The 24684-nt window shown below is 61.7% G+C and carries 22 protein-coding genes; 16 read left to right on the forward strand and 6 right to left on the reverse strand.

Annotated elements, in window-relative coordinates; genetic code table 11:
• Positions 1 to 83: 83 nt before the first annotated feature.
• From IFT59_RS02160 to IFT59_RS02190, 7 genes are all read left to right on the forward strand, one after another.
• Positions 84 to 1400, forward strand: coding sequence for an ABC transporter substrate-binding protein (locus tag IFT59_RS02160; RefSeq protein ID WP_092659665.1), 1317 nt, complete (start codon positions 84 to 86; stop codon positions 1398 to 1400).
• A 177-nt stretch (positions 1401 to 1577) separates the two neighbouring features.
• Positions 1578 to 2450, forward strand: coding sequence for a carbohydrate ABC transporter permease (locus IFT59_RS02165; protein WP_062461269.1), 873 nt, complete (start codon positions 1578 to 1580; stop codon positions 2448 to 2450).
• An 11-nt stretch (positions 2451 to 2461) separates the two neighbouring features.
• On the forward strand, positions 2462 to 3286 hold the full coding sequence (locus IFT59_RS02170; protein WP_062461266.1) for a carbohydrate ABC transporter permease: 825 nt from the start codon (positions 2462 to 2464) through the stop codon (positions 3284 to 3286).
• An 11-nt stretch (positions 3287 to 3297) separates the two neighbouring features.
• Positions 3298 to 4302: an ABC transporter ATP-binding protein gene (locus IFT59_RS02175; protein ID WP_113111924.1), complete on the forward strand. Its 1005-nt coding sequence runs from the start codon at positions 3298 to 3300 to the stop codon at positions 4300 to 4302.
• Between the two features lie 45 nt (positions 4303 to 4347).
• A complete protein-coding gene (locus tag IFT59_RS02180; protein WP_192085970.1) occupies positions 4348 to 5832 on the forward strand; it encodes a mannitol dehydrogenase family protein in 1485 nt (494 codons plus the stop codon).
• 19 nt (positions 5833 to 5851) lie between these two features.
• Positions 5852 to 6562 carry an HAD-IA family hydrolase gene (locus IFT59_RS02185; protein WP_174196854.1) on the forward strand — a complete coding sequence of 237 codons (711 nt, stop codon included), beginning with the start codon at positions 5852 to 5854 and terminating at the stop codon, positions 6560 to 6562.
• Positions 6563 to 6635: 73 nt separating this feature from the next.
• Entirely contained in the window at positions 6636 to 8228 is a 1593-nt protein-coding gene (locus IFT59_RS02190; protein ID WP_192085972.1) for an FGGY-family carbohydrate kinase, read from the forward strand.
• Positions 8229 to 8236: 8 nt separating this feature from the next.
• On the opposite strand, the gene IFT59_RS02195 is transcribed toward IFT59_RS02190, so the two are convergent.
• Positions 8237 to 8887 (reverse strand): NAD(P)H-binding protein, encoded by a 651-nt coding sequence (locus IFT59_RS02195; RefSeq protein WP_192085974.1) that lies wholly within the window; start codon positions 8885 to 8887, stop codon positions 8237 to 8239.
• Between the two features lie 139 nt (positions 8888 to 9026).
• Here IFT59_RS02195 and IFT59_RS02200 point away from each other — a divergent pair, with 139 nt between their 5' ends.
• The gene (locus tag IFT59_RS02200) at positions 9027 to 9755 is read left to right on the forward strand and encodes a sulfate transporter family protein (RefSeq protein ID WP_192085976.1); all 729 of its coding nucleotides are present in this window, start codon (positions 9027 to 9029) and stop codon (positions 9753 to 9755) included.
• Here IFT59_RS02200 and nth read toward each other — a convergent pair.
• The gene (gene nth / locus IFT59_RS02205) at positions 9737 to 10507 is read right to left on the reverse strand and encodes an endonuclease III (protein WP_192085978.1); all 771 of its coding nucleotides are present in this window, start codon (positions 10505 to 10507) and stop codon (positions 9737 to 9739) included. The two genes, IFT59_RS02200 and nth, sit on opposite strands and share 19 nt — an antisense overlap.
• 21 nt (positions 10508 to 10528) lie before the next feature.
• Here nth and IFT59_RS02210 point away from each other — a divergent pair, with 21 nt between their 5' ends.
• The 5 genes from IFT59_RS02210 to IFT59_RS23045 all read left to right on the forward strand — a co-directional run bounded on the left by IFT59_RS02210 (position 10529) and on the right by IFT59_RS23045 (position 13225).
• Entirely contained in the window at positions 10529 to 11026 is a 498-nt protein-coding gene (locus IFT59_RS02210) for a DUF2244 domain-containing protein (RefSeq protein ID WP_192085979.1), read from the forward strand.
• A gap of 66 nt (positions 11027 to 11092) precedes the next feature.
• The gene (locus tag IFT59_RS02215) at positions 11093 to 11989 is read left to right on the forward strand and encodes a methylated-DNA--[protein]-cysteine S-methyltransferase (RefSeq protein WP_192085980.1); all 897 of its coding nucleotides are present in this window, start codon (positions 11093 to 11095) and stop codon (positions 11987 to 11989) included.
• Between the two features lie 94 nt (positions 11990 to 12083).
• The gene (locus IFT59_RS02220) at positions 12084 to 12692 is read left to right on the forward strand and encodes a dual specificity protein phosphatase family protein (RefSeq protein WP_249407459.1); all 609 of its coding nucleotides are present in this window, start codon (positions 12084 to 12086) and stop codon (positions 12690 to 12692) included.
• A gap of 90 nt (positions 12693 to 12782) precedes the next feature.
• Entirely contained in the window at positions 12783 to 13058 is a 276-nt protein-coding gene (locus tag IFT59_RS02225; protein ID WP_192085981.1) for a ribbon-helix-helix domain-containing protein, read from the forward strand.
• A gap of 5 nt (positions 13059 to 13063) precedes the next feature.
• A complete protein-coding gene (locus IFT59_RS23045) occupies positions 13064 to 13225 on the forward strand; it encodes a type II toxin-antitoxin system RelE/ParE family toxin (protein WP_249407461.1) in 162 nt (53 codons plus the stop codon).
• 210 nt (positions 13226 to 13435) lie between these two features.
• Here the strand turns inward: IFT59_RS23045 and IFT59_RS02235 are convergent, their stop codons facing one another.
• Positions 13436 to 14419, reverse strand: a complete 984-nt coding sequence (locus IFT59_RS02235; RefSeq protein WP_192077686.1) for a sugar-binding transcriptional regulator — start codon at positions 14417 to 14419, stop codon at positions 13436 to 13438.
• Between the two features lie 173 nt (positions 14420 to 14592).
• Between IFT59_RS02235 and tal the strand changes: the two genes are divergently transcribed.
• The 3 genes from tal (at position 14593) to IFT59_RS02250 (ending at position 19113) form a co-directional block, all read left to right on the forward strand.
• Positions 14593 to 15558 carry a transaldolase gene (gene tal / locus IFT59_RS02240; protein ID WP_113111915.1) on the forward strand — a complete coding sequence of 322 codons (966 nt, stop codon included), beginning with the start codon at positions 14593 to 14595 and terminating at the stop codon, positions 15556 to 15558.
• Positions 15559 to 15710: 152 nt separating this feature from the next.
• Positions 15711 to 17417, forward strand: coding sequence for a methyl-accepting chemotaxis protein (locus IFT59_RS02245; protein ID WP_192085982.1), 1707 nt, complete (start codon positions 15711 to 15713; stop codon positions 17415 to 17417).
• Positions 17418 to 17664: 247 nt separating this feature from the next.
• Positions 17665 to 19113 carry a hypothetical protein gene (locus IFT59_RS02250; RefSeq protein WP_192085983.1) on the forward strand — a complete coding sequence of 483 codons (1449 nt, stop codon included), beginning with the start codon at positions 17665 to 17667 and terminating at the stop codon, positions 19111 to 19113.
• A 440-nt stretch (positions 19114 to 19553) separates the two neighbouring features.
• Here IFT59_RS02250 and lysS read toward each other — a convergent pair whose 3' ends face one another.
• The 3 genes from lysS to IFT59_RS02265 all read right to left on the reverse strand — a co-directional run bounded on the left by lysS (position 19554) and on the right by IFT59_RS02265 (position 24667).
• A complete protein-coding gene (gene lysS, locus IFT59_RS02255) occupies positions 19554 to 21053 on the reverse strand; it encodes a lysine--tRNA ligase (RefSeq protein ID WP_192085984.1) in 1500 nt (499 codons plus the stop codon).
• A gap of 206 nt (positions 21054 to 21259) precedes the next feature.
• Positions 21260 to 22717: a glutamate--tRNA ligase gene (gltX, locus tag IFT59_RS02260; RefSeq protein ID WP_192085985.1), complete on the reverse strand. Its 1458-nt coding sequence runs from the start codon at positions 22715 to 22717 to the stop codon at positions 21260 to 21262.
• A gap of 177 nt (positions 22718 to 22894) precedes the next feature.
• Entirely contained in the window at positions 22895 to 24667 is a 1773-nt protein-coding gene (locus tag IFT59_RS02265; RefSeq protein WP_062461221.1) for an SLC13 family permease, read from the reverse strand.
• Between the last annotated feature and the right edge of the window lie 17 nt (positions 24668 to 24684).

Consider the following 24684-nt stretch of genomic DNA (forward strand, 5'->3'; position numbering starts at 1 on the left):
CCCATTGACTTGCGCTAGCTTTATGTGGGTAATTGCCCATGAGCAAAGCGAATGCTCGCATTCCATCTTCTCGGGAGGAAGATATGACTATGAAAACTATTCTGCTGGGCGCCTGCTCAGCTCTGGCCTTTGTGGCCACGACTGCATCTGCCGAAACCCTCACCATTGCGACAGTCAACAACGGCGACATGGTCCGCATGCAGGGCCTGACGTCCGAGTTCACCAAGGCGAACCCGGACATCCAGGTCGAGTGGGTCACGCTCGAAGAAAACGTCCTGCGCGAACGCGTGACGACGGATATCGCGGCCGGTGGCGGCCAGTACGATATCGTCACGATCGGCAACTACGAAGTTCCGATCTGGGCCAAACAGAAGTGGCTTCTGCCGCTCGAAGGTCTCGGCGACAAGTACGACATGGACGACCTGCTGCCGGCGATCCGCGGTGGTCTTTCGGTTGAAAACAAGCTCTATGCGGCACCGTTCTACGGTGAATCCGCCATGATCATGTACCGCAAGGACCTGTTCGAAAAAGCCGGCCTGAAAATGCCGGAAACCCCGACCTGGGAATTCATCGCTGACGCTGCCAAGAAGATGACCGACCGCAAGGCCGACATCAGCGGCATGTGCCTTCGTGGCAAGGCCGGCTGGGGCGAGAACATGGCCTTCGTTTCGGCGCTGACCAACTCGTTCGGCGGACGCTGGTTCGACGAAAACTGGAAGCCGCAGTTCGATCAGCCGGAATGGAAGGCAGCACTTACCTTCTACGCCGACATGATGAAGAATTCCGGCCCGTCGGGCGCTTCTTCCAACGGCTTCAACGAAAACCTGACGCTGTTCCAGCAGGGCAAGTGCGGCATGTGGATCGACGCGACCGTCGCTGCATCGTTCGTATCGAACCCGAAGGACTCCAAGGTTGCCGACAAGGTCGGTTATGCGCTCTTCCCAAGCAAGGAAGGCGTTGCCAACCACGGCAACTGGCTGTGGTCCTGGAACCTTGCCGTTCCGGCATCGTCCAAGAAGGCTGAATCGGCTCAGAAGTTCATCTCCTGGGCAACCAGCAAGGAATACACGACGCTTGTTGCTGCCAAGGAAGGCTGGGCCAACGTTCCTCCGGGCACGCGCACCTCGCTCTACAAGAACGCGGACTATCAGAAGGCCGCTGCCTTCGCAGCTCCGACGCTTGCTGCCATGGACGCTGCCGACATCACCAAGCCAACGGTCAAGCCGGTTCCTTATACCGGTGGCCAGTTCGTCGCGATCCCTGAATTCCAGGCTCTCGGCACCACTGTCGGTCAGTTGTTCTCGGCTGTCATCGCCGGCCAGTCCACGGTCGACGACGCGCTTGCCGCCGCTCAGGCAACGGCAACCCGCGACATGACCCGCGCCGGTTACATCAAGTAAGCTTGGTCAAGACACTGCTGTCCGGCATCCGTGCCGGGCAGCAGATCACAGGATAACGATTGGATGCTGAACCGCATCTCGCTGTTCCAGCACGCTACCCTATAAAAACAAGATCATGCCTTCGCGTCCTCCTCTGGCCGCGTGCGGCGCGCTTACCTCCGGGGAGGGGCCTCAAAGATGGCAACGCAAAATACCAAGACGTTGGCACGCCTGATGATGGCGCCCTCCGTCATCGTTCTTTTGGTTTGGATGGCCGTACCGCTCGCAATGACGCTGTACTACTCGTTCCAGAACTACAACCTGCTGACGCCGCAGAACGTGAGCTTCGCAGGCTTCTTCAATTACCAGTATTTCTACACGGACCCGGCCTTCTTCCAGTCGATCTGGAACACGATGCTGCTGGTGCTCGGCGTGCTCGGCATTACCGTCATCGGCGGTGTCGCGATCGCGCTTCTGCTCGACCAGCCGATCTTCGGCCAGGGCATTGTCCGCATTCTGGTGATCTCGCCGTTCTTCGTGATGCCGCCGGTGGCCGCGCTGATCTGGAAGAACATGATCATGCATCCGGGCTACGGCGTGCTGGCGGATCTCGCGCGGTTCTTCGGGGTTCAGCCGATCGACTGGTTTGCCCAGTATCCGCTGTTTGCGGTGATCATCATCGTTGCCTGGCAATGGTTGCCGTTTGCGACGCTTATCCTTCTGACGGCGCTTCAGTCGCTCGACAGCGAGCAGCGCGAAGCAGCCGAAATGGATGGCGCCAACTTCTTCAACCGCTTCATCTACCTGACGCTGCCGCATCTTTCGCGCGCGATCACTGTCGTCATCCTGATCCAGACGATCTTCCTGCTCGGCATCTACGCTGAAATCCTGGTCACCACCAATGGCGGTCCGGGCTATGCGTCCACCAACCTCACCTTCCTCATCTACCGCACTGCACGTCTCGGCTATGACGTCGGCGGGGGTGCAGCGGGTGGTATCATCGCCGTCGTGCTTGCCAACATCGTCGCCTTCTTCCTGATGCGCGCCGTCGGCAAGAACCTGGACAAGTAGGAGGAACGATCATGGCTCGCAAAGTAACAACCGGAGCGAAGATCGGCTGGACAATCCTGGCCTGGGTCGTCGCACTCCTGATCTTCTTCCCCATCCTCTACGCGCTGATCACCAGCCTGAAGACGGAGCAGGAAGCGATCGCCGGCTTCAGCCTGATCCCATCGGGCACGCTTGAGAACTACATCACGGTGCAGACGCAGCGCGATTACTTCAAGCCGTTCATGAACTCGGTGATCCTGTCGGTCGGCTCCACCATCCTCGCGCTGATCATCGCGATCCCCGGGGCCTGGGCGATGGCGTTTGCGCCCGGCAAGCGTACCAAGGACATCCTGATGTGGATGCTGTCGACCAAGATGATGCCGGCCGTGGCGGTGCTGCTACCGATCTTCATCCTGTTCCGCAACTTCGGCCTGCTCGACAGCCGCATCGGCCTCACCATCATGCTGACGCTGATCAACCTACCGATCGTGGTGTGGATGCTCTACACATATTTCCGCGAAATTCCGGGCGAAATCCTGGAAGCGGCTCGGATGGACGGCGCCAACCTGTGGAAGGAAATCGTCTACGTGCTGACGCCGATGGCGGTTCCCGGCATCGCCTCGACGCTGCTCCTCAACATCATCCTTGCCTGGAACGAAGCGTTCTGGACGATCCAGCTGACCACGACCAACGCGGCTCCGCTGACGGCCTTCATCGCCTCGTTCTCCTCGCCGCAGGGTCTGTTCTGGGCAAAGCTTTCGGCGGCCTCGACCATGGCCATCGCGCCGATCCTCATCCTCGGCTGGTTCAGCCAGAAGCAACTCGTTCGCGGCCTCACGTTTGGCGCGGTTAAGTAAGGATCACTCTTATGGGCAGCATTACTCTTTCCAAAGTCTCGAAGACGTTCGGCGAAGCCAAGGTCATCCCGTCGATCGATCTCGAAATCAACGACGGCGAATTCGTCGTGTTCGTCGGACCTTCGGGTTGCGGCAAGTCCACGCTTCTGCGTCTCATTGCGGGGCTTGAAGACGTGACCGGCGGCCAGATCAAGATCGACGGTCGCGACGTGACGGACGCCGCTCCGGCCGAACGCGGCCTTGCGATGGTGTTCCAGTCCTATGCGCTCTATCCGCATATGAGCGTGCGCAAGAACATCGCCTTCCCGCTCAAGATGGCGAAGATGGAACAGTCGGCGATCGACAAGAAGGTCGCCGATGCGGCGCACATCCTCAACCTCACCGATTATCTCGAGCGTCGCCCCGGCCAGCTTTCGGGCGGCCAGCGCCAGCGCGTGGCGATCGGCCGTGCGATCGTGCGCGAACCTTCGGCCTTCCTGTTCGACGAGCCGCTCTCCAACCTCGATGCGGCGCTGCGGGGCACGATGCGTCTTGAGATCAGCGACCTGCACAACCAGCTGAAGACCACGATGGTCTACGTTACGCACGACCAGATCGAAGCCATGACCATGGCCGACAAGATCGTGGTGCTCAACCGCGGCAATATCGAGCAGGTCGGTTCGCCGCTCGAGCTCTACAAGTCGCCGCGCAATCTGTTTGTCGCAGGCTTTATCGGTTCGCCGAAGATGAACCTGCTCGAAGGCGATTACGCCAAGGCAAAGAACGGCAAGACCGTGGGCGTTCGTCCCGAACATATCGGGCTTTCCAAGGACAGCGGTCTGTGGACCGGCCGGGTTTCGGTTGCCGAACATCTGGGCGCCGACACGTTCCTGCATCTCGACGTTGATGGTATCGGCCCGATCACGGCGCGTGCCGGCGGCGAGTTCGGCGCGAGCTACGGCGACACGGTCTACCTGACGCCGGATGAAACCAAACTGCATCGCTTCGACGACAAGGGTCTTGCGATCCGGGCCTGAATGATCCCAAAGGCCTGAACAGCAGGCCAATCGGAGTATGAGAAAATGACTGTGAAGCTTTCGTTGGCAACTCTCAAGGATGCCGCAGCGACCGCTGGCGTGCCCGCCTACGATCCGAAGACACTCTCCCCCGGCATCGTGCATTTCGGCGTCGGCAACTTCCACCGCGCCCACCAGGCGATCTACCTGGACGACCTGTTCAACATCGGCAAGGGCCATGACTGGGCCATCATCGGCGCAGGCGTGATGCCGTCCGATGCGGCCATGCGCGACAAGCTGAAGGCGCAGGATTTCCTCACCACCGTCGTGGAGCAGGACAACAACAAGACCGGCGCCCGCGTGACCGCGCCGATGATCGACATCATTGCGCCTGATGACAAGCAGGCGCTGATCGAGAAGCTGGCCGATCCGACCATCCGCATCGTCTCCATGACGATCACCGAGGGCGGCTATTTCATCGACGCGTCCGGCCACTTCAACCCGGCCCATCCGGCCATGGTGGAAGACGGCAGCAACCCTGATGCGCCGAAGACGGTGTTCGGCCTGATCCTTGCCGGCCTCAAGCTTCGCCGTTCGCGCGGCCTTGCGCCATTCACAATCATGTCCTGCGACAACATTCCCGGCAACGGTCACGTGACGGAAAACACCGTCGTTGGTCTCGCCAAGCTTTCGGATCCGGATTTCGCGACCTGGATCCACGACAATGTCGCCTTCCCGAATTCGATGGTCGACCGCATCACGCCGGCGACCGGCCAGCGCGAAGTCGATATCTTGAAGAATGACTACAATATCGACGATAACTGGCCGGTGTTCTGCGAAGAGTTCAAGCAGTGGGTGATGGAAGATCATTTCCCGCTCGGCCGTCCGGCGCTTGAAGAAGTCGGCGTTCAGTTCGTGCCCGACGTCGCGCCCTACGAGCTGATGAAGCTGCGCATCCTCAACGGCGGCCATGCGACGATCGCTTATCCCGGCGAGTTGCTGGACATCCATTTCGTGCACGAGGCAATGGAGCATCCGCTGATCCGGGCCTTCCTTGCCAAGCTCGAGAAGGAAGAGATCATCCCGATCGTGCCGCCGGTTCCAGATACCAGCCTCGACGACTATTTCGACCTGATCGAGCACCGCTTCCTCAACCCGAAGATCGGCGACACTATTCCGCGCCTGGCGCAGGACGGTTCCAACCGCCAGCCGAAGTTCATCCTGCCATCGACCCGCGACCGGCTGGACCAGGGTCTCGATATCGTTGGCCTGTCGCTTGTATCGGCGCTGTGGTGCCGTTATTTTGCGGGCACGTCGGACAGCGGTCGCCAGATCGTGTTCAACGATACGAGTGCCGAGAAGCTGCAGGCGGCCGCGATCAAGGCCAAGGACGACCCGGATGCGTTCCTGGTGTTCGACGAGATCTTCGGCGAAGTCTCGACGTCTGAGCTGTTCCGCAAGCGGTTTGCGCATGCGCTGAAGACGCTCTGGACGGAGGGCACGGCCAAGACGCTGCAGCTCTATCTCGACGACCAGCTCGTCAAGGATTGAGGTGAACACCGTGACGGGAATTAGCGCAATCAAACCACGCCATCTCGTGATCTTCGATTGCGACGGCGTCCTTGTCGACAGCGAGCCGTTGTCGGTGCGGGTTCTGGTGGCTGCGCTCAACCGCCACGGTATCGAAATGGCCGAGGAGGAAGCCTATGAGCGCTTCCTCGGCCGCAGCCTGGCGACCATGCGCCAGGTCATGGACGAGGAATACGGTTTCCACACCGGGCCGGAATTTCTCGAGGGTATGCGCACCGATCTCTACAGCCTGTTCAAGGCCGAGCTGAAGCCGATCCCCGGCATCGCCGAAACGCTCGAGGCGCTCGGGCTTCAAGCCTGCGTCGCATCCTCCAGCAATCCCGACCGCATCCGGCTGTCGCTGACGATCACCGGCCTGATCGACAAGCTCGATCCCCATATCTTTAGCGCCACAATGGTGAAGAACGGCAAGCCCGCGCCGGACCTCTTCCTGCTGGCAGCAAGCGAAATGGGGTTCGCGCCGGAAGATTGCATCGTCATTGAAGACAGCCCCGCGGGCATCGAGGCGGCCCAGCGGGCGGGCATGGCGTCATTCGCCTTTACCGGCGGATCGCACACCCACACTTCCGGATACCGTGACCGGATCGAGGCGCTATCGCCCGACGTCGTGTTTGACGCGATGCCGGATTTGCTCCACCTTGTCCAAAAATATATCGAGGATCGCAACGGTTCGGTTTCCGCGAACACCTGAAGCTCGGCTTTCAGGCTGGCGGGACGCGACGGGGACAGTCTGCGCGACTTACAGGGACAGGAAACAAATCGGGATGCGTGATTTTCTCGTTGCGGTCGATATCGGCACGGCAAGCGCCCGTGCCGGCGTGTTCGGCCCCGACGGAACGCTGATTGCGAAATCCAAACATCCGATCCTGATGTTCCGCCCGCGGGATAAGCACGCCGAACATTCCTCCGAAGACATCTGGTCCGCAACCTGCATCTCCGTGAAAGCGGCGTTGGCCGAGGCTGGGATTTCTGCATCCCAGGTGGCGGCCATCGGCTTTGACGCGACCTGCTCGCTTGTGGCGCGGGACCGCGATGGGGAACCGCTGAGCGTTTCGGTCAGCGGGAACGCGCATCAGGATACGATTGTCTGGCACGACCACCGGGCGATCAGTCAGGCGGAGACGCTGTCAAGAAGCGGCCATGCGGTGCTCGATTTCGCTGGCGGATCGATCTCGCCGGAAATGGAAATGCCCAAGCTGATGTGGCTGAAGCAGAACCTTCCAGACAGCTGGAGCCGGGCCGGTTATTTCTTCGATCTTGCCGATTTCCTGACCTGGAAAGCCACAGGTTCCGCGTCGCGTTCGCGCTGCACGCTGACGGCCAAATGGAATTACCTGGCGCATGAGACGCCGGGCTGGAGCGCGGATTATCTGGCGCTTGCCGGGCTCGACGACCTTATTGAGAAGGGCGGTCTGCCGGACGATACGATCGGTGTCGGCGGCTCGATCGGACCGCTCAGCGAAAAGGCGGCGGCCGAACTTGGCCTCGATACCAGCGTTCAGGTCGCGCCGGGAATGATCGACGCTTACGCGGGTGCCTATGGCGTGCTTGGCGGTGTTGGGGCGAAAAGCCTGCCAGGCTCGTCGCTGGAAACGAGCGTTGCGCTTATCGGAGGTACATCGAGCTGCATCGTCGCCTTCACCAGGGAGCCGAAACCCGGTCGCAGCCTTTGGGGCCCATATTACGAGGCGGTACTGCCCGACCATTGGCTGGTCGAAGGCGGACAGTCGGCGGCGGGCGCTCTGCTCGATCATATCGTCATGATGCACGCAGCCGGCGGCGAGCCGACCACCGAGCTGCATGAGCGGATCATTGCCCGTGTCGGCGAGATGCGGGCGGCAGCAGGCGATGACGAGATTGCGCCGGATCTGCACATTCTGCCCGACTTTCACGGCAACCGGTCGCCGCTTGCGGACCCGCATGCGACCGGCGTCATCAGCGGATTGACGCTCGATACGTCCTTCGACGGGCTTTGCCGCCGCTATTGGCGGACCTGCGTGTCGATCGCGCTCGGCATCCGTCATATTCTCGATGCGATGGCTGACTTTGGGTACCGGTTCGAGACGCTGCACGTGACCGGCGGGCATGTGAACAACCCGCTGCTGGTGGAACTCTATGCGGATGTCACGGGCTGCAAGGTGGTCATCCCGCACAACCGCGATGCGGTTCTGCTCGGAACGGCCATGGCTGCCGCGGTCGCGGGCGGTCTGCATGGCTCGTTGCTTGATGCCGGACATGCGATGAACAGCGGCGGCAGCGAGCGGCTGCCCAGTGCGGGGCGGGGCCGTTACGAGCGCGACTATCGGCGCTTTCTGGCGATGATCCGTCACCGTGAAGAGCTGCGGTCGCTGGACTAAGCTGCAACTCAGCCCGAAAGCTGATCCGCCTCGACGATGCGCTCGCCCTTTTCACCGCCGATCGCTGCATCCAGCAGAACTTTTGCCACCACATGGGCCGGGCTGATGCGCAGCCGTCGCGGCAGGAGGGGATGGGCGATCTTCAGCGCGATGCTGGCAAGCCGTTCGCCGAGCCGGAATTCGCTGCGGTCGCCACCCAAAAAGCCGGGCCTGACGATGGTGAGCATGGAAAAGCCGGTGGCGCGGATGGCATCTTCAAGCTCGCCCTTGGTGCGCAGGTAAAGCAGGCTGGACTTCGAATTGGCGCCGGTGGACGAGACGAGCGAGAAACGGGTCGCACCTCGTTCATGCGCGCGCCGGGCCGCACCGAGCGGCGTGGCGTAATCCACCAGACGGAAGGCCTCGTCCGATCCCGCCTTTGCCCGCGTGGTGCCGAGCGCCGAAATGACCGCGTCGACGGTCCACCAGTCCGCGTCGGGAAGACCGCTGCTAAGATCGGTGATGGGATTTTCGAGCTTCGGATGGGCCGGCAAGGCGGTCGGAGGCAGCGGCCGGCGGGTGGGCGCGACGACGCGGGTGACCCGGTCGTCCTTGAGCGCCAGTTCGAGGACGTGGCCGCCGACCAATCCGGTCGCGCCAAGGAGCAGCAGGCTTGTCATGCGGATCTCCGTCACTACCACGTCGGTGCGGGTGTATGCCGTGAGTATACGTTCCTCGCAGCCGGATTCCTATATCCACCGGCGCTTGTTCCCGGGCGATGGTTGACCTACATGCTGCGGGCTTAACCTGGAGACGCCGATGATCCTCGACGCCGCACGCCTATCGCTGATCAACCTGTTTGCGCCCGAGACGAGATCGGCCTTCTGGAAGACGCTGGGGCTGACATTCCTGATCCTGATCGGGTTGTGGTTCGGCTTGCGCGAGCTTTTCGCGCTTTACCTCTGGCCCTGGTTTGCCGCCTTTTTTCCGGATGTGCCGGATTGGACGGGATGGCTGACGCTGTTTGCGGCAATTGCGGCCGGGATCGGGCTCGCGCTGGTGCTGGCTTTGCTGATCGCGCCGATCACTGCGCTGATTGCCGGCCTGTTTCTCGACGACGTGGCGGCGGTGATCGAAAAGCGCGACTATCCCGATGACGTGCCGGGCAAGGAAATGCCGCTCGGCCAGGCGATCATGGGGTCGATCCAGTTTCTCGGCATCGTCATCATCGGCAATATTATCGCGCTGCTTTTGCTGTTCATCCCCGGCGTCAACCTGATCGCGTTCTTCCTGGTGAACGGGTATCTGCTGGGGCGGGAGTTCTTCGAGTTCGCCGCGATGCGGTTCCGGCCGCCGGCAGAGGCGCGGGCTTTCCGCTCGAAGCATTCCTCCACCGTGTTCGTGGCGGGCCTGCTGATCGCCGGCTTCCTGGCGATCCCCTTCGTCAACCTGCTGACGCCGCTGTTTGCAGCCGGGCTGATGGTGCATCTGCACAAGAAGGTATCGAAGCGCGATCCGTCCTTCCGGCTTCAGGCGCCGATCACCTGAGGCGGTAGCTCGATAAGCGGCGCTGGGATAGGACAGGTCTTTTCGGGCGACCGACAGAGGTCGGCGATAACGCAGTGCTCGCATTCGGGCTTGCGGGCCTTGCAGGTATAGCGGCCGTGCAGGATCAGCCAGTGATGGGCGTGGAACAGGTACTGGTCGGGGATGACCTTCAGGAACTGCTCTTCGACCTCATCCGGCGTTTTACCGGGCGCCATCAGGCAGCGGTTGCCGATGCGAAACACGTGGGTATCGACGGCAAGCGTCGGGATGCCGAAGGCCATGGACATCACCACATTGGCCGTCTTGCGGCCGACGCCCGGCAGGCGCACCAGGTCCTCGCGTGTGCTTGGCACCTCGGATCCGAACTCGTCGATCAGCATGCGACAGAGCGCGATGACGTTCTTGGCCTTGTTGCGGTAGAGCCCGATCGTCCTGATATGGGCGATGACGCCGTCCTCGCCGAGCGCCAGCATCTTTTCCGGCGTGTCGGCGATCTTGAACAGCTCGCGGGTCGCCCTGTTGACGCCGACATCGGTTGCCTGCGCCGACAGCGCCACGGCGACCACGAGCGTAAACGGGTTCACGTGCTCGAGCTCGCCCTTCGGCTCCGGCCGCTGCACCGAGAAGCGGCGGAAGATCTCCACCATTTCGTCAGGCGTATAGGCCGGCTTGAAGCGCTTGGGCTTCCGGCCTTTGGTGGTGCTGCTTTTTGTCGCCGGGGTTTTCGCGGATTTGATTTTCGCAAGGGCCATGACACTGTATAGTCTCGCCCCATGACGGAAATCAACGCGCAGCCGATCAATGAGAAACCGGTCTTTGCGGCCGAACTGACGCCCTATCGGTCGCTCGGCCGACGCGGGTTTTTCGTCGTGCTGTCGATATCGGGTGCCGTCTGCCTGTTCTACGGCCTTTTCTTCCTGGCGACCGGCGCTTGGCCGATCGGGCTGTTTCTCGGTTTTGATTTCCTGCTTCTCTATGGCGCGCTGAAACTCAGCTACCGTTCCGGCCGGCAGCGCGAGGAAGTCACGGTGTCGAGGACCAATCTGTCGATCCGGAAATTTTCTCCAACGGGGCGGATGGTGGAGCATCGCTACAACCCGTTCTGGGCGCGATTCAATGTCAGCAGGCACGAGGAATTCGGGATTACGGCGATGCAGGTCTCGGGTGAGGGACGGCAGACCGAAATCGGTTCGTTTCTGAACCCGGACGATCGTGAGAGCTTTGCGAGGGCATTTCGCGGAGCGCTTGCGACCGTCACGAGACGGTTGTGATCCTGTCAAGAAACGGGTGGCTCTGATGGGATCGAGCGTGCATCTATAGGGCACAGGGAGATTGCCATGAACGCTCTTGCTTCGCTTTCCAGGCCCGAGATGTCCGCACCCGGCATCGACGTGACGCCTGACGGCTCCGACTATGAAACCGTGCGGCGTGTCATCGAGATGCTGACGCTCGATTATCGCGCGCAGCCTTCGCTCGAAACGATCGCGGCCGAACTTGGCCAGTCGCCGACGCAGCTGCAAAAGGTGTTCACCCGTTGGGCGGGCCTATCGCCCAAGGCGTTCCTGCAGGCGGTGACGCTCGATCATGCCAAGCGGCTGCTCGGCCAGGAAGGTCTGCCGCTTCTCGAAACCTCCTATGAACTCGGTCTGTCAGGACCAGGGCGGCTGCATGATCTGTTCGTGACGCATGAGGCGATGTCGCCGGGGGAATGGAAGGGCCGCGGGGCAGGGCTGACGATCCGCTACGGGTTCCACCCGTCGCCATTCGGCATGGCGCTTGTCATGGCGACGGAGCGTGGGCTTTCTGGCCTGGCGTTTTCCGATCTCGGCGGCGAAAAGCCGGCCTTCGAGGACATGGTGCGGCGCTGGCCGAATGCGGCCTATGTCGAGGACAGTGAAGCGACGGCGCCTTATATCGGCCGCATCTTCGACCGGGGCCAATGGACGGCCGACCGGCCGCTCAATGTCGTTCTGATCGGCACTGATTTTCAGCTCAAGGTGTGGCAAAGCCTGTTGAAGATCCCGTTCGGCAAGGCGGTCACCTATTCCGCCGTCGCCTCCGATATCGGCCAGCCGACGGCAAGCCGGGCAGTGGGTGCCGCAATCGGCGCCAACCCGATCTCCTTCGTCGTGCCCTGCCACCGGGCTGTGGCGAAGAACGGGGCTTTGACCGGGTATCACTGGGGTCTGACCCGCAAGCGGGCGATCCTGGGCTGGGAGACAGGCAACGCCTGAGCCGCACAGTCCGCCCGACAACCTGCCGTCCTTCAGGTGCGTGTCAGCAAACAGGCCGAAATGATTGCCATCCTGCACTTCAACGGACGGCAGCATGGAACAGTCACGCGTCAGAAGCTGGTTTCGCATGGGAGCCTCGGCGATTTTCGCTGCCGCTCTGGGGTTGGGGGCCTATCTCGGGTATCTGCAGCTCAGCGGCAATTTCCATACGGTGATCGACGGCGAGCTCTACCGGTCTGCCCAGCCGAGTGCCGCCGATATCGAGACCTATGCAAAGACCTACGGCATCCGCACCATCGTCAACCTGCGCGGTGAGGACGACAAGGCCGGATGGTATGCCGAGGAGGTCTCCGCCGCAAAAAGGCTTGGCCTGACGCATCTCGATTTCCGGATGTCGGCTTCCAGGCAGTTGAGCGAAGCGGAGGCGGACCGGCTTGTCACGATGATGCGGGACGCACCGAAGCCGATCCTGATCCATTGCCGCTCGGGTTCCGACCGCACCGGCCTTGCCGCCGGACTTTACAGCAGCGCGATTGCCGGCATGTCCGAAGAGATCGCCGAGCGCCAGCTTTCCCTCTACTTCGGCCATATCGGCATTCCGGTCATCTCGTCGGCTTATGCCATGGACAGGACATGGGAGCGGCTCGAGCACCATTCCTGGCGCGACAGGATTGCATTGCTGACAACGGATATCGATCTCTGACGTCGTTGCGGCCGAGGCTGGGAAACTCTGCCGGCAGTTGGCGGGTCGTGCCCAATGCGCTAGGATCTCGGCCAGTTCCAAGGAGCCATCATGCCACCATGCAACGTCGTTCTGACAGAGCACCACCAGCAGGTGATCGAGCGGCTTCTGGAAACGGGACGCTATCAGAACGCCGGCGAAATCGTGGGCGATGCACTGCGGCTTATCGAGCAGCGTGAAGCGCTGGATGGGGCAAAACTCGCGCTATTGCAGAGCGCTGCAGCGACCGGTTTCGACGACCTAGAAACCGGCCGTTTTGCCGGTGTGCCGGTGACCGGGCTGGAGCAATTCATTGCCGGTCTTGGCGACACGCCGAGCCAACGGTAGTGGGTATGGCGACAGTCCGCTTTTCCGCGACTGCCCAAGCCGACATCACCAAGACCATTGCCTATACGGATGAGAACTTCGGACGCGGCGCAAGGCGCCGTGACGAACAGCTTCTCGTGACTGCCTTTCGCGATTTGTCGCAAGACCCGACCGGGTTCAATCGATAGGGCGGAGCTTGGGGCAGGCATACGCCGCTTCCATCTCAGGCATAGCCGGACGAGGGCTAAGCACGCAAGCGGACTGGTCGTGCAGCTTCGCCCCTTCATTCTCTATCGGTATCTTAAGCCGTCGCTTATCGGGATCGGTCGCGTGCTTCATGACGCTGTCGATCCCGACAGGCATCTCCCGCCCGCATTCGGCGATGAGGCAGGCCCGTCCTAATCCGCTTCCGCCAGCCGCAGCAGTTCCACTGCGGCGGTTTCGTCGGTGATCAGGGTGTTGCAGCCGATGCGGCGGATGGTGGCGCGGATGGCGATGGCGCGGTGTGTGCCGCCGGAGGAGAGGACGATGTGTTTTGCCTTGGCGAGCGTATCGAGGTCGACAGACATCACCCGCTCGTTGAGCTTCTGATCGACCGACCGGCCTTCCTCGTCGAGAAAATTGAACATCGTATCGCAGACGCAGCCGGCGGCGATCAGCCGCTCGAGTTCGGTGGCTGAAATGAAGCCTTCCGACAGCGAGGTCGAATGCGGGCCGATATCACCGCAGCTGACGACGGCGAGATCGAGGTTCTCGGCGAGGTCATAGACGGCATCGAGGCCGCATTTGTCGATCAGAGCCCGTTTGGTGGCGACGCTGTCGACCAGAAGCGGGGCGAGGAACATGAAGCATTCGGCGCCCAGCTGGCCGGCAAAGCGCCAGGTGAAGTCGATCGGGTTGGTCTGGTGGACAGCGACAATGCCGCCGAGCAGCGAGACGACCTTGCAGCGTTCGCGACGGGGCGGGCGGAAGCTCGAAAGCGCTGCCGTCATCGTGCGGCCCCAGCCGACGCCGATCGTCATGTCGTTCTGGATTGCTTCCGACAGGAACTGGCCGAGCGCCAGACCGACGGCGCCGGCCAGTGCATCGGCGCTGTTGTCGCGCGGGGCGGGCACCACGACCGCCTCATCCAGTCCGTAGGCGCGTTCCAGCTTGGTCGCCAGCTCGACGCAGGTGTCGATGCCTTCCGAGATCCAGATCTGCACTTCGGAGCGTTTCATTGCCTCGTCGAGAAGGCGGATGACGGTCGAGCGACTGATGCCGAGCCGCTCGGCTACCTCCTTCTGCGTCAGGCCCTGGTTGTAGTAGAGCCAGGCAGCGCGAAGCCGCAGGGAGGACGCTTCCGAATATGCGGTGTGGGTATCGCGTCTCAGCTTGGCCAAATTCTGATGTCCTTTTTCATTCAGGACCATAGGGCTGACGTGAAACATATGTCAATTGTGAAGGACAAATGTCTTGACTTCTTTACCCTGAAGGGTTGTTATCCGGTCAACAGCGATCCAGAAACCATACGACGCCCCGAGCGTTTGTATTCGCTTAACAAGGATTTATTCGGATGACGTCGAAACTAGAGCAGCTTCGTTCCATGACAACGGTCGTCGCCGACACGGGCGACATCGAGGCGGTGACCCGCCTCAAGCCGGTCGATTGCACCACCAACCCGTCGATCGTTCTAAAGGCGATCGGTTCGCCGGCATTTGCCGACACGTTCCAGGAAACGGTTGCCTGGGGCCGCAAACAGGGCGGCAGCGACGACGCGATCACGGTTGCCGTGGCTGACAAGCTGGCGATCGACGTGGGCGCGGCGCTTGCGGGGATTGTCCCCGGCCGTGTTTCGACCGAAGTCGACGCCGACCTTTCTTTCGACACCGAAGGTTCGATCACCAAGGCGCACAAGATCATCGCAGCCTACAAGGATCGCGGCATCGAGCGCGAACGCATCCTGATCAAGCTGGCATCGACCTGGGAAGGCATCAAGGCCGCCGAAGTTCTGCAGGCCGAAGGGATCGACTGCAACCTGACGCTTCTGTTCAGCCACGCCCAGGCCGTTGCCTGCGCGGACGCCAAGGCGTTCCTGATCTCGCCTTTCGTCGGGCGCATTCTCGATTGGTACAAGAAGTCGACCGGTGAAGACTACACGTCCGAGACCGATCCCGGCGTCGTCTCGGTGCGTTCGATCTACAATTACTACAAGGCGAACGGCATCTCGACGATCGTCATGGGCGCCTCGTTCCGCAATGTCGGCGAGATCGAAGCTCTTGCCGGTTGCGACCGCCTGACGATTTCGCCGAACCTGCTCGACGAGCTCGACAAGGCGGAAGGCACGCTGGAGCGCAAGCTTTCGCCTGAAAAGTTCGAGCCGGCCGCGCCGATCAAGATGGACGAAAAGACCTTCCGCTGGATGCTCAACGAAGACCAGATGGCGACCGAAAAGCTTTCGGACGGTATCCGGGCGTTCAACAAGGATCTCGGCGCGCTTCGCGAGCTCGTGAAGAAGGAACTGGTCCGCGCCGCGGCCTGATTTCCTCAACGTTTTCCAATGACAAGGCCCGCCTCGTGCGGGTCTTTTTCGTTTTCCTAATGTGCACGGCCGAGGCACAGGGTTAACCGAACGTTTAGCCGGAACTCCTAGATCTTTCAGCCTACAAATCACTTTGAAGCTGGAGCGCATCGATGGCTGGGATTCCTTTTGGCCGTATCTTGTCCAACGCCGCCGTGATCAAGGCCCTCAACCGGTCGCAGGCGATCATCGAATTCGATCTGAAGGGCATCATACTCGATGCCAACGAAAACTTCTGCAATGCGCTCGGCTACCGCCTGGACGAGATCGTCGGCAGGCATCACAGCATGTTCGTCGATCCGGCCGATGCAGCTTCCTCAGATTACTCGGCGTTCTGGGCACGGCTTTCCACAGGCGCGTTCGATCAGGGCAAATACAAACGCGTGGGCAAAGGCGGCCGCGAGATCTGGATCGAAGCCACCTACAATCCGATTCTGAAAGGCGGCAAGCCTTACAAGGTCGTGAAGTTTGCGACCGACATCACGGAAGCGCGCAAGCGGGCGCTCGAGGACCGGGGCAAGCTTGAGGCACTGTCGCGGGCGCAGGCGATCATCGAATTTTCGCCGACAGGCAAGATTCTCAACGCCAACGACAATTTCTGTGCCGCCGTCGGCTACCGTCTCGATGAGATCGTCGGCAAGCACCATTCTATCTTCTGCGAACCCGACTATGCGCGCTCGCCGGACTATCAGGAGTTCTGGAAGAAGCTCGGACGCGGCACCTTTTCGGCCGATCAGTTCACCCGCATCACCAAGACCGGCGAGAAGATCTATATCCAGGCATCCTACAACCCGATCATCGACGACAGCGGACGGGTGTTCAAGGTCGTCAAGTTCGCAACGGATGTGAGCGAACGGGTAAGGGTGGTCAACGATCTCGGCACCGGACTTGCACGTCTCGCCGATTGCAATATCCAGCAGACGCTGGATACGCCCTTCATCGTGGAATTCGAGCCGCTGCGCCGGGACTTCAACGCCTCGATCGGGGCGTTCCAGCAGACGCTGATGGGGGTCCTCCAGCAGACTTCCAGCCTCAACGACAGCAGCCAGGACATGCAGGTGGCGGCCGACCAGCTGTCCGCCCGCACCAAGGAGCAGGCAGCGTCGCTTCGAGAAACGACAGCGGCGCTGGAGCAGGTGACGGAGACGGTAAGGTCCTCCAACACCAATGCGGAGGAAACCCGCAAGCTGGTCGAGGGGGCGCTGCAATCTGCGACCACGTCCTCCTGCGTGGTGCAGGAAACCATCACGGCGATGAAGCGGATCGAAGGCGCATCGTCCGAGATTACCAAGATCATCAGCGTGATCGACGAGATCGCGTTCCAGACCAATCTTCTGGCGCTCAATGCCGGCGTCGAGGCGGCCCGTGCGGGCGAGGCGGGCAAGGGCTTTGCGGTTGTGGCACAGGAGGTGCGTGAACTGGCGCAGCGTTCCGCCAAAGCGGCCAAGGAGATCAAGGGACTGATCGAGAATTCTGGCCGGCAGGTCACGGAGGGCGTGCGCCTTGTCGACGCGACGGGCGCCGCGCTGCACGAGATCGAACGGTTTGTCGCCTCGATCGACCAGAATGTCCAGTCGCTGGCCACTGCGGCGCAGGAACAGTCGGGTGGCCTGTCCGACATCAACCAGACGGTTTCGCAGCTCGACCGGATGACGCAGCAGAACGCGGCGATGGTGGAGCACACGACCGGCATCAGCCGCCAGCTTGCAAGCGGCGCGGCTCTGTTGTCGGAACTGGTCGGACATTTCAAGCTCAACAGGCGCGGCGAAATGCGCGAAACGGGTTCACCGCGTGCCGGCGGCGGCCGCAGGGCCGCTTGACGCAACAGCGAGCGACGACTGGTGGAGAGGCCCGCGTCATGCGGGCCTTTGTCGTCTGAAGGTCAGGCATGATGGGCGATGTGCCGGCCGGAGCGTGGATGCGCTTCGGGAGCCTCATTCCGGGACAGGCGTTGGGCGAAGGAAAAGCCCAGGCTTAAAGCTTCTTCAATCAGAGTAGCGCAGACTGCGGCTTGAGTATTCCATGTCTTGTTGTGCGTGATGGGGTGAAGATGCCGGAGTTCGGCGCGTGACGATCCGGCTATCGAAGAAGCTGCTCGCGGTCGTCGGCGGTGTTTCCGTGCTCTGCGCCGGCAGCGGCGCGGCGGCCGTGTTCGTGGGCAAGGAAAAGTTTTTCGGCCCGTCCTACGCCGATCTCAACGGCCTGACCTGTTCTGTGTTGCAGACGTTCACGACCAAGCGCGACGGACGCACCTGGGTGCGCCGCTATGTGAATGCCGACGAGGTTGCCTCGGCGGATGGCGCCGGTGACGGCATGGCCCGCATCCGCACCGCGTTGCGCGTGGCAAAATCCATCCAGGAAAAGGAAAAGGCCGACATCGTCCAGGTGGCGATGGTCTCCAAGGCAGGTCCGAAGGACCGTGCCGAAATGCGCGGCCGCATGATTGGCGCGCAGGTCGTCTACATTCCAGATGTTTCCAAGGCACCTGACGGCGCGGCGCGGGAACCCTATTCCGCATTTTATGTCGAGGGCGCTGCGACGTCCAAGGGCGAGTATTACGGCCAGCGCATCGACATGCCGCTCGCCGATATCGAGCATCTCGAAGCAAGTCTCACCGACAAAACCGACTGTATCGACCCGGTGGCGATCGCCGCGGCCGAGGCTGCAGCTGCGGGAGGACACGGCGCGGCCACGGGGCATGACAAGAAGCCTGCCAAGGGGCATGAACCTGCCGGACATGGCGAAGCCTCCGGTGGGCATGACGCACCTGCAGCTGAAGGAGAGGCCCCGGCAGCCGAGCACGGCAGCGCGCCTACGGAAGGCCATGGCGAGGCAGCGGCCTCGGGCCATGGCGAGGGCGGAGAACCTGCCGCCAAGGAAAGCGGCGGTCTCCTGAGTTCGGTTACTGGCATGCTCTTCGGTTCGAAAGAGGAAGCAGCGCCTGCCGCCGCCGCGCATGCGCCGGACGGCGAGGGGCACGCTGCACCGCAAGGCGGCGAGCATCCAATCGACTCGAAGCAGGATGGTCATGCACCAGCTCCAGCCGCAGCGGGGGATGACACAGCCGAGGGTTCGAAAGAGCATGCCGCAAAGGGTGAGCCTATCTCTGCGCCGGCAGAAACACCTGCACCGACCGAAGAGAAGAGTTTTGTCTCTTCCATGAAGGAGATGCTCTTCGGTTCCAGTGACAAGGCTCCGGACGCGGCGCCGGATGCCACACATGACGAAGCCTCGGCTGAGCCGGCTTCGCCAAAGACCGAGCCCGCGCCAGAGCCCCGCGCCTCTGCCGAGGGCGGCAAGCGCTGGTCGAAGCAGGATGGCAGCGACGAGATCCGTTCCGGCGGGCCTTCAGCAAGCGACGCCGCACATGACGACAAGGCCGCTGAACCAGCCGCTACGGTCGCGTCGGATCAGCCGGGCGCGGCAGCAGGCGGGTCGAATGCCGCGGATGCGGCCGGTGCCGCGTGGCTTGAGAAGCTGCGGGCGCAACAGGCTGGTTCGGCCAGCAAGCCCTAAAAAAAGCAACCTGCCGGTTGCTCCATCGTCCAGAGAGGCCCGTGCCATCGAGCCCCGTTGGCGCGGCGGGCCGGGAACAGCATGGTGGCTGTTGCTGCGTATGGTCGGAACTTGCGAGAAGATCCACTAATCCTCTGCCCGTTTTAGGGAGTGGAGTCAGGCTGCTGACAAAGGTTTTATCAAACAACTCTTGATGTCACTTTGGAACCGATGCGGTTCGCAACCTCCCCTCATCCCCGCCCTTTTGGCGGGGATCCCGTCAGCTCAAGTCCTTGAGCTGAGAGAGTCTTTGACCCGACGGACGTCGTGTCGCTGGATCCCCGCCACAAGGGCGAGGATGAGGGAGGGTGGGGCGTCGCTCTCGTCAAGCAAGCTTCTTCAGCGTTTGTCGGCAGTCTGACCCTCTCCCTGTTTCAGGGGAGAGGAGCAGGTCTGGCTGATCAATCCGCCTTGGCGCGGCGGGCCGGGAAGAGGATGACGTCGCGGATCGATGGGGCGTTGGTGAGCAGCATGATCAGGCGGTCGACACCAATGCCGAGGCCGCCGGCGGGGGGCATGCCCTGGTCGATGGCGTCGAGGAATTCGTCGTCGAGCTGCTTGTCCTTTTCACCGCGGGCATGGGCCTGTTCGAGCTGCTCGACCATGCGCTTGCGCTGCTCTTCAGGGTCGTTCAGTTCCGAGAAGGCATTGCCCAGTTCCCAGGCGTTGCAATAGGTCTCGAAACGTTCAACGAGGCGCGGTTCGCCCGGGACTTCCTTGGCAAAGGGCGAGATGTCCTTCGGGAAATGGGTGACGTGGCTCGGCTGGATCAGCGTGGCCTCGACCTTTTCCTCGAAGATGAAGGCGAGGCATTCGCCCCAGGTCCAGTCCTTCTCGACTTCGAAGCCGGCGGCCTTGGCTGCAGTGCGGGCTTCCTCGTCGGTCTTCATGGCGAGGAAGTCGATGCCGGTGACTTCCTTGACGGCGTCTGGCATCGGCACGCGCTTGAACGGGCCCTTGAACGACAGTTGCTTGTCGCCATAGGCGAACTCGGTCGAGCCGTGGATCTTCATGGCAAGGTCGGCGAACAGGCGTTCGACGAGGTCCATGATGTCCTCGTAGTCGGCATAGGCCCAGTAGCATTCCATCATGGTGAATTCAGGATTGTGCCGGGTGGAGACGCCTTCGTTGCGGAAGTTGCGGTTGATCTCGAACACCTTGTCGGTCAGGCCCGACACCAGCGTGCGCTTCAAGAACAGTTCCGGCGCGATGCGCAGGTACATGTCGAGCTTCAGCGTGTTGTGGTGGGTCTTGAAGGGTTCGGCCGTGGCGCCGCCATAGACGGAATGCAGCATCGGCGTTTCGACTTCCATGAAGCCGTCGTCTTCCATGAACCGGCGGATGCCGGAGACGATCTTCGAGCGCTGCTGGAAGCGGAGCTTGCTTTCCTCGTTGCTGAGGATGTCGAGGTGGCGCTTGCGATAGCGGATCTCGACATCGGCAATGCCGTTCCACTTTTCCGGCATCGGCAGAAGCGACTTGGTCAGCATGGTGATTTCGCGGGCGCTGATGGACAACTCGCCGCGCTTGGTGCGGCGCACGATGCCGGTGACGCCGATGATGTCGCCAAGATCGATCATCGACAGCATCGCCCGGGCTTCCTCGGGCGTCACGTCCTTGTGGGAGAAGATCTGGATCTTGCCGCCGGCGTCATGGATATCCATGAACATGCCTGAATTGCGCGAGGAAAAGACGCGGCCGGCAACCGTGACGACATCGGTGGTTTCGACGTCCGCCTCGAGATCCTTGTACTTTTCCGCCAGTTCCGCATTGGTCATCGTGCGGTGGAAATGGGCCGGATAGACGTCGCCGACGGTTTCGCGCAGCTTTGCCAGTTTCTGGGCGCGCACTTCGGTCGCGTCGGAGGAGAGGGCGGTTTCGGTCTTGGTGTTCTTGGTCATGGTTTTATTCCTGTAACGGCGCTGCCGCGGCGAGCTTCGCTTCCGTATCCCTCATTCCTGTGCTTGTCACAGCAATCCAGTGCGGCCAAGTATTTGGGCGCGGAATACTCTTTTCATTCTTTCACGGCGCAGACGCGCCGTGGCTGGATTCCTGTGACAAGCACAGGAATGAGGGAGGCGAAGGTGAGACCTCGCCTCCGCAGTTATTACTTCTGCGCACCCACCATGGATGACACCACGGCGGCGGCGATCTTCAGGCGCTGGCGCACGACCGAGCGGCCGAGGATTGCCATGCTGTCGAACAGCGGTAGCGAGCGCTGCGAGCCGGACATGGCGATGAACAGCGGCGGGGTGACGACGCGCAGCTTCTTTTCGAGCTTGTCGGCGACGGAGCGCAGTTCGGCATCGATCGCCTCGACGTTCCACTCGATCATCTTCTCGATGTCGGCCTGGACCATGGTGATGATCGCGAGCGTGTCTTCCGGCGAGGTCTTGAGACCGGCAAACGAGGCCGGGCTCAGGTTGACGTCGGCGGCGAGCAGGAAGCCGGCGAGGTTCGGCAGGTCGCCGAGCTTGGAAACGCGGCTCTGCGAGTGCTTGAGGCCCTCGATCAGGCGCTGGTTTTCCATCGCCCATTCCAGCGTGCGCGACACGAACTCTTCCGGCGACAGCTTTTCGCGCAGCCAGCGGCCGTTCACCCAGTCCAGCTTCTGCAGGTCGAAGATCGCGCCGGCCTTGGACAGGGCTTCCGGATCGAAGCTGCTGATCATCTCATCCATGGTCAGAAGCTCTTCGCCTTCTGCGATCTGCACGAAGAACAGGCCGAGGAAGTTCATCAGGGCTTCCGGCAGGTAGCCGAGCGCCGAGTAATAGCTGATCGAGGTCGGGTTCTTGCGCTTGGACAGTTTCGACTTGTCGGCATTTCTCATGAGGGAGAGATGCATGAAGACCGGCGCTTCCCAGCCGAAATAGCGATAGAGAAGAATGTGCTTGGGCACCGATGCCAGCCACTCTTCGCCGCGCGCGACATGGGTGATCTTCATCAGATGGTCGTCGATGACGTTGGCCATGTGATAGGTCGGCATGCCGTCGCCCTTGATCAGGACCTGCATGTCGACCGAATCCCACGGGATCGAGACATCGCCATAGACGCCGTCGGTGAAATCGCACGAGCCTTCGGTCGGTATCTTCATGCGCACGACGGACTGTTCGCCGGCCGCCATCTTTTCGGTGACTTCCTCGGCCGAGTATTTCAGGCAGAGACCGTCATACTTCGGCGGCTTGCCGGCGGCACGCTGGCCTTCGCGCATCTGCTCCAGACGCTCCGGCGTGCAAAAGCAGCGGAAGGCGTGGCCTTTGTCGAGCAGGTCCTGCGCGTGCGGCCAGTACATGTCCTTGCGGTCCGACTGACGGTAGGGGCCGTAGGGGCCGCCGATATCAGGACCTTCGGCCCAGGTGAGACCGGTCCATTTCAGCGCGTCCAGCACCTTCTGCTCGTATTCGAGCGTCGAGCGGGTCGCATCTGTATCCTCGATGCGCAGGATGAATTCGCCGCCGTGCTTTTTCGCGAAAAGGTAGTTGAAGAGGGCGATGTAAGCGGTGCCGACATGGGGCTCGCCGGTGGGCGATGGAGCGATGCGGACGCGAGGGGTCGGATTGATCATGGATGCTGCTCTTTCCACGGCGCGCATGGCTGCGCAAAGCCTGTGCCTTTGAATAGGGATTGGCGCAGGCTTAGGCCATATTCAGGCGGGAGCGTCAAGGTTTTTGGCGAAAACGGCCGCCACCCCGTCCCTCATTGAGGGGCGGGGTAAGCCTGGGTGGGTCGAGCGCGGAAAGGACTAGTTCACCGGCCAGATATAGAGGAGGGCCGGGACGCTGACGACAATGATCAGGAACGACAAAGGCAGGCCAAGTCGCGGGTAATCGGAAAACTTGTAGCCGCCCGGGCCGAACACCAGAGTGTTGCACTGGTGGCCGACCGGGGTGAGGAAATCGCAGCCTGCGCCGATCGCCACCGCCATCAGGAAGGGCTCGGGGCGAAAGCCGAGATTGGTGGCAAAGCTTGCGGCGATCGGCCCCATGACCAGCACGGTTGCTGCGTTGTTGAGGAAGGGGGTGACGGCCATGGCGGTGATGAGGATCAGACCGATCGCGCCCCAGGCAGGCAAGGTCGCCGCGGCTTGGCCAAGCCAGCCGGCGATCAGTTCACTGCCACCGGAGGTTCGCAGAGAATCCGAAACCGGGATGAGCGCCGCCAGCATGACGAGGATCGGGCCATCAACGGATTTGTAGAAATCGGTCAGCGGAATGGCGCGGAAAACCACCATACCGAGAGCGGCCGCGAAGAAAGCGACCGGCACAGGGGCAAGCCCGACGGCCGTCGTGCCCATCGCCAGTGCCAGGATGATCAGTGGAATGAAGGCCTGCCTCCGCGTGCCGAGCAGCACTTCGCGCTGAGCGAGCGGCAAAAGCGAGAAGTCCTGCATCACCGTCGGCATGTTCTTGCGGCTGCCCTGCAACACGATCACGTCGCCCGCCATCAGGGTGATGGTGCCAAGACGCTGCTTGAGGCGTTCGCCATGCCGGCTGATTGCCAGAAGATTGACGCCACGGGTGTAGGAGAGCGCCAGTTCCTTGGCGGAAAGCCCCTTGAGCGGGGAATCCTGGGTGATGATCGCCTCGATGGAGATGACATCGGCCTGGGCCTGTCCGTTTTCCATCAGCGGCTTGCCGGAGAGCTGCAGCCTGCCGCCGGAGACCATCCGGTCGAGCGCCTTTGACGGGCCTTCGAGCAGCACGACATCGTTTTCACGCAGGATGAGGTCCGGGAACGGCGCCATGCGCGATGGACCGCGCAGGACGGCATTGGCAATCACCTCGCCGTCACCGATCTTCAACAGCTCGGCGACCGTTTTTTCAAGAACAGTCGACAGCGGGGTAATCATCACCTCGGACGTATAGTTGGTGATCTCGACTGCTTCCTCGAGGGAATCGTTCTGCTTTGTGCGGCTGGGCACCAGCCAGTGGAAGAACAACAGGAAGGTAATGCCGACAAAGGCGAGGATCGCACCCATCGGGGTGAAGTCGAACATCGTGAAGGATTCGCCGGTCAGTTCCTGGCGGATCCGCGACACGACGATATTGGGCGAGGTGCCGATCTGCGTCATCAGGCCACCGAGCAGAGCGGCGAAAGCCATCGGCATCAGGTATTTCGACGGCGAGGCGCCGGATTTGCGGGCGAACTGGAACGCCACCGGCATCATGATCGCAAGCGCGCCGATATTCTTGATGAAGGCCGACAGCACGGCGACGACGATCATCAGCAAGGCCAGCTGGGTGTGCAGCGTGTTGAGGTTGGGGAAGAATTTCTTGATCGCCATGTCGACGATGCCGGAGCGGGCAACGCCTGCCGAAACGACCAGCGCGCTGCCGACGATGATGACGATATCATCCGAGAACCCGGAAAACGCCTGGTCGACCGGAACGATCCCCACCGTCACCGCCACGACGAGCGCACAGCAGGCGACCACATCGTAGCGGAAGCGATCCCAGATGAAGACGGCCATCATCACGGCGATGACGGAAAAGGCAAGGATCTGCTGGGTTGTCATGTGGCTCCGGGGGCGCT

Source organism: Rhizobium sp. CFBP 8752, assembly GCF_014842035.1.
Classification (GTDB): Bacteria; Pseudomonadota; Alphaproteobacteria; order Rhizobiales; family Rhizobiaceae; genus Neorhizobium; species Neorhizobium soli.